The 5839-nt window shown below is 37.7% G+C and carries 5 protein-coding genes and 1 pseudogene; 2 read left to right on the top strand and 4 right to left on the bottom strand.

Features of this window, described 5'->3' with window-relative positions; all coding sequences use genetic code 11:
• Positions 1–89: 89 nt before the first annotated feature.
• The 4 genes and pseudogenes from IX315_RS09380 to IX315_RS09365 form a co-directional block, all read right to left on the bottom strand.
• Positions 90–457: pseudogene (locus IX315_RS09380) on the bottom strand (cysteine peptidase family C39 domain-containing protein); the annotation flags it as partial.
• Positions 458–520: 63 nt separating this feature from the next.
• Entirely contained in the window at positions 521–2857 is a 2337-nt protein-coding gene (locus tag IX315_RS09375) for a TonB-dependent receptor (protein WP_211637462.1), read from the bottom strand.
• Positions 2854–4065, bottom strand: a complete 1212-nt coding sequence (locus IX315_RS09370) for a radical SAM/SPASM domain-containing protein (RefSeq protein WP_018359383.1) — start codon at positions 4063–4065, stop codon at positions 2854–2856. The genes IX315_RS09375 and IX315_RS09370 overlap by 4 nt, the downstream gene beginning before the upstream one ends.
• Before the next feature lie 796 nt (positions 4066–4861).
• Complete coding sequence (locus IX315_RS09365) at positions 4862–5071, bottom strand: cysteine peptidase family C39 domain-containing protein (protein ID WP_026215798.1); 210 nt, start codon at positions 5069–5071, stop codon at positions 4862–4864.
• 95 nt (positions 5072–5166) lie between these two features.
• Here IX315_RS09365 and IX315_RS09360 point away from each other — a divergent pair, with 95 nt between their 5' ends.
• Together IX315_RS09360 and IX315_RS09355 are read left to right on the top strand one after the other, a co-directional pair.
• Positions 5167–5472 (top strand): transposase, encoded by a 306-nt coding sequence (locus tag IX315_RS09360; protein ID WP_211637460.1) that lies wholly within the window; start codon positions 5167–5169, stop codon positions 5470–5472.
• Between the two features lie 5 nt (positions 5473–5477).
• On the top strand, positions 5478–5825 hold the full coding sequence (locus tag IX315_RS09355) for an IS3 family transposase (RefSeq protein ID WP_018359380.1): 348 nt from the start codon (positions 5478–5480) through the stop codon (positions 5823–5825).
• Positions 5826–5839: the final 14 nt, after the last annotated feature.

Below are 5839 nucleotides of genomic sequence, written 5' to 3'. Positions count from 1 at the left end.
CAAAAACAACTCCCCCGATGAAATCAGCATTTCACTCCTCAAAATGCCCGAAAACCACCTCAAAATATACTCTAGGGGTCAAACTTGGGCCAATGCTCGCAAAACTCCTCTTTAGTATAGGTTAGTATCCCTTTACCTGGGTCTGCAACATAGACCCTATAATTTCCCCTGCGGAGTTTCTTAACCTTATAGACTACGACAAAATGATTCTGATTCCAGTGTGCGATACATGGGATCATTGCTTCATTCGTTAGTGTCGCAAAAGTAACACGACCTCCCAATGAGTGCAAACCCCTTTTTCTGAAGCTTTACTAATGCCCAGTAAGGAGACCCCTTCCTTACCTAGAGCACAGTCCTCACGGATTTGCTCTAAGTTGGGATTACGACCATAGTGCTTGACCACCATAGCCAAGCACGCAGGACCACAATCCATCGAATCATTTTGGTCGGATGAGATAAATGCCTAGAGGATACACATACTTAGGAACCTATTATTAGACCTATAGGTCTAAATGTTTCATCATTTCTCTCCTGTCAAGATACCAGATTGATAAGATACATTGTCTGACAGCTTTTTACGCCCTGTATTGCTTTTCTTTCCATACGAAAGGTTTAGCGTAAGATTTATACGAAATAGATTTTTGATCTCATCTAGGTATTCATACCTTCTATAAGGTGCAACGGCTGAATAGTTCTCTATAGCAGATATATGTCTAGGCGAAAATAGATTTAAAGCATCTACAGAAACCCTAAACTTACTGCCGAAATATCCAAGCGACAGCATATGCCCATCTTCATTTCTTGTCAATGTTTCTCCCCAAAAATAATCTGATGTCCTATGCTTCATAGTCCAAGCAAGAGACCATTTCTTATAATTAAGAGCTAACCGACCGCCATAATATGGTATTAGCTTTTCATGATAATAGCTATTCCCCTGACTGATATAGTACTTTAAACCACAGTAGACTTTATAAGTTAGTAGATCCTCAAAAAGCGTTCCTCTATATTCGACCTCTGGTATAAGGCTTTGCATTCCCTTGTGATTCTCTACACTTCGGATGATTTTATCACCCTCAATAAAGCTACTCTCCATAATTGGTGATGAGGAGTAGGTGTGATTAAGATACAGAGCCAAAGCGGACTGCTTAAAATTGAGACTAAATATCAAACTATTATAGTAATTAATCTGACGAGTAAGATTTTGGTTGCCACGCTGTATCTGTACAAAATCTATCTCCTGCGAGTAGTGGGAAAGATTAGCAAGAGTCGGTGTCTGGTTACTGATCGAACCGAAATAGCGAAGATCAAACTTCTTTGACGGGCTGTAGCGTATCGTTAGGGATGGCTGAAAAATGTAATAACTATTGTGCCTACCATCATTATTTTGCCAATCACCACTAATACCTACACCTGCTCTTAAATATAAGCTATTACTCAGCTGCTTTCCATACTGACTAAAAAAATACCCATTCGTATTACTCATCTTCAACAAGTAGTCAGAGCTTATACTACCATTTGCGGATTGTAGATATTTATTTTGAGTATTTGAATGTCTCAGCTCTAGTCCAAGCGATACAGTACCAATAGAGAGTTTATTCTCATATAGTGAAGAGAATCCAATACCACCTTGCTCTTCATTTGCTTCAGTATTAAAATATTGATTGTTAATCAGATTCACTTCAGAATATTCACGTTGATAATTAGACTTCGTATACATCCCTGTTAGATTGAGGGCGAAAAACTGCTGATCATCAAACATATATTGGACATAAAGCCCCATGCGAGGTGTTTTGTATTTACTTGCAGATAAGTCTTTTAGGTTTACAATCTCATCCTGATACTTGATGACACTTTCCCAATCACGATTAGGGCGATTATTAATATTCACACCCGCATAGAAGTGAACCATTGTCTTATCTTTCTGATAATTATAGTCAAATTTTAATGAGTGGTTATCATACTTAAAGCGATTCGGCTTGCCTACTTCATTTCGCTCAAGCCTCCTATCTGACAAGGTGAATTCTTCTTCATTTTCTCTCCATAGGTGGTGCCAATTACGATAGCCGACATAGTAAGAGAGGGAAAACTGTGAATACTGTGTATTTACTTTGGCTACAATATCATCCTCTCCAAATACAGTAGCTAACCCGTGCCAAAGAGACATGTATAGAGAGCCCCCAGCTTCTCTCTCGTTAGTAATTATATCCAACACGATATCGGCATACCCATATTTTGCTTCAGGTATATCATGATATTCGATTCGTTTGACTTCTTTAGGAGATAAGGAGCTGAGTTCTTTGGTGCTAACAGCCCGACCATTAATTAAGACTTTTGCAATGCCTCCACCATTCACCGATAGACTCTTTGTAATCGCATCAATTTGGATACGAGGCAGATTAATCTTCTCTAGCATTATTAAAGCATCAGTTGCATTGAGCTTATGGGTGTTGTTTGGTACGACATACTTTATCCCATCTCTAATAGTAGTCAAGGAAGCAGAAATCACTACCTCGTTTAATATCTCAGACTCCTCCCTCAAGAACAGAGTCCCTACATTGATATTACCCCCTTTAGAGTCTATAAATAATGTGTCTGAAGCAAAACCAATATGAGAGGCAACTAAGAAATATTTCATCCCTTTTGTATAAGTATAATCCAAAGTAAAACTCCCACTAGGTGGCGACGCAATAGTCCTACTGAGTGGAGTGTTATTACCCGAATACAGCGTAACAGTAGCCGCAAAGACTGTATCAGATTCAAAGTAAACTTTCCCTTCTATGGTACTTGTGTTCTGAGCGGAAACATAAAGGGTTATTGTTGTAAAAACAATAACTAGTATACCCTTGAATACCTTCATAAGACCTTATTGTTTGATATTTTAGCTAGATGATTCATTAAACATTTTTCAAGGACTCCAACTCCTTTATACAAAGAGCAGATGTTATAATTTGAGTCTTCATATATATTTTTTATTCTATAATAAGCACAACCACCAGAGCATATCGGTAAATGTTTACAATCTTTACACATAGGATCATCAAAGCAATTAGCAGATACAATGTATCTTGTCATAAGATCCACATTCGTAATTCCAGAAAAAATATCACCAATAATCTTCTTTTTGTCACCTAATTCGTTCCAGCATTTATATAGTTCTCCTTTTGGACCTATCATAAATGAATTTAAATGTGTGGCAAAACAGCCTTTTCCTTGTAAAACAGGATAAAAATTCACTCTTTCCTTAATGTTAAAAAACAAATTTCTAATATCATCATGAAGTAGTGATTCACACCCCATGCATTTGTTCTTTTTATCTTCTATTCTAATAATTCCAGGATATACATTTAACCTCTCTCTATAATTACTATATTTGCTCTCAAGTAAATCACGAATAAGAATATAATCATTCACATTGTTCTTATCAATATTTACTCGAACATGAATGTTTGTTTTTTCTAGAGAATGTAGCAAAAGCCCTATGTTTTCAACGATTTTGTCAAAGGTCCCTTTCCCATTTGATTTTAAACAGCGGGTAGCATTGTGTCTCTCTTTTTCCCCATCAATTGTCACTTGTATTCTATCAAGGGGGAACTCTTGGAATACATTTATAACCTTTTGATTTACTAAATAGCCATTTGTAACTAGGAAGTTAAATATTATCTCTTTTTCAGGGGCATTGTCTTTAAATCCGACTAGGATTTTTTCGATAGTTTTAATTGCCAACAAGGGTTCTCCTCCGTACCATGTTAAGTGAAGATATTTTGAATCCTTAAATTCTTTGACAAAATGAACCAAAGCATCAATTGTTTCATCGCTCATAAAAACATTTTCTTTGTTTTCTTCAAAACAATAAGGACAAGCAAAATTACACTCTGTTGTAGGAGCGATAACTAGTATCAGTTTTTCTTTTGACATTGAGCTCATTCTCATTTCAAGCTTTTTGGCTCTAATATATATATCTTCGTCCTCTATTGTCGTGATAACGCCTCTTTCTATGAACTCAACTGGGATATTGCTCTTTCGTAAATCCTCTTTAGAAAACAGTTTCTTTTTGTGGAAATTCATTAAAAGTCGATAACAATCCCTTGAAATCTCAAGCAAAGAGTTATCCGTCGCTAAATAGGCATACGTCTTTCCTTCAGGAGTACAAAACAAAGTACAATATGTTGATATTTTATATTGCATATAGATTTTAATTGCAAATAGAGGAAGTAGAAAATGAAAAGCTTGAAAACTTCAACTTGAATATCATTCTCATACTCCCTCTAAGTTGTTAAATTCTATCAGCCTGATTATCCAAACTGAATCATACTTACTCTACTGACGTTATTATTGCCAGAGCCACAAGTACAATCTACTTCCAGTTCAGAGCCTTTGTTTGAGTTCCCTGAACCACAAGTACAATCCTCACCTGATTTTGAGTTACTGTTAGCAGAACCACACGTACAGTCCATGTATTCGTTCCTTCCACCTTGTATTCTAGAAAGGAAGTTGATAGACATCGGCTCCACACCTCTAATGATTTCTTTGATTTCGCGTTTCATAATGACAAATTTTTCGAAAATTATCCCCTCACATTAAGCCCTCAGGGTTAGGCTGTATCCATAATTGCACTTATTTCTCATATAATGGCTCCTTATGACCATTTAGATAGATACCGTAGGGTACCCCACTTATAATATGTGATTACATGGGAGTTCCCTTTTTCTATCTTGTCATCTGTGCCTCCAACAGCAGTGTATATGTTGAGCTTTTCCATAAGTCTGAATGTTAGATTATTTTTATTCGTCTCAAAGGTAGTGAATATATTTGATTAAAACAAGCTTTTCTTCGACTATTAGTGTTTCATTTACAAGAGTGGCTAATGTAATATAGCAACCAAGCGAGTGCAAGCCCTCTTTTCTGTCGCCTTACTAATGCCCAGCGAAGAGACGCCCTCTTTACCTAGGGCACAATCCTCACGCATTTGCTCCAAGACAGGATTGCGACCATAGTGCCTGACCACCATAGCCAAGCACGCAGGACCGCAATCCATCGCATCGAGTTGTTTAATTACTATAATACTCCCCATAAACTAGACAACTCAAAAGTGTTACAAAAGTGTTAGATTTGAGAACTAATGAATTAAAACCGGTCATTTTATGACGACAATTAAAAAAGAAGTTTATGGGACACAGAAGTAAATACAGTTCGAGTTTTAAGGCTCAAGTTGCTTTAGCAGGCATGAGGGGCGAGGAGACGATACAGAGTTTAGCGAAGCGATACGAAGTCAGCCCGAGCAAGATTACAGAGTGGATGCGAGAGCTTGAGGAAAAAGCTGCACAAGCTTTTGAAAAGCCATCTACTAATACTGTAGAATTTAAGAAGATAGAGCGTGAGAATAAGCGACTATTACAGAAGGTAGGACAGTTAACGATTGACTGCGATTTTTTTGCGACTGCCTGCGAGGATGCCGGACTCAAAGTGAGATAGTAGAGATGGACCGTCAGCGCCCCGCAGGCTTAAGCCGAAATCGTTTCTGTAAGTATATGAAGCTTAACCGTTCAAGCTTGTACTATACGCCAAAGGGAGAAAGTGAAGAAAACTTAGAAATGATGCGTATCATTGATGAGTACCACACAGAGCACCCTACAGCTGGAGTTGTACATCTGCGTGATATGCTAAGACTAAGAGGTTACTCCGTTAATGAGAAGCGTGTAAGGAGACTTATGCGTAAGATGGACATACTAGTGATCTACCCACAAAGGAGCCTCAGTAAGGGTACTGTGGTGAGCTATGTACATCCCTACTTACTTAGCCCAAGTTTGACCCCTGTCGGATTGTAAGTGACTGGTACTGG

The sequence above is a fragment of the Porphyromonas levii genome (genome assembly GCF_018206105.1).
GTDB classification, from domain to species: Bacteria; Bacteroidota; Bacteroidia; order Bacteroidales; family Porphyromonadaceae; genus Porphyromonas_A; species Porphyromonas_A levii.
Note: the sequence above shows the minus strand (reverse complement) of the source record. Positions and strands in the feature narration are given on the sequence as shown.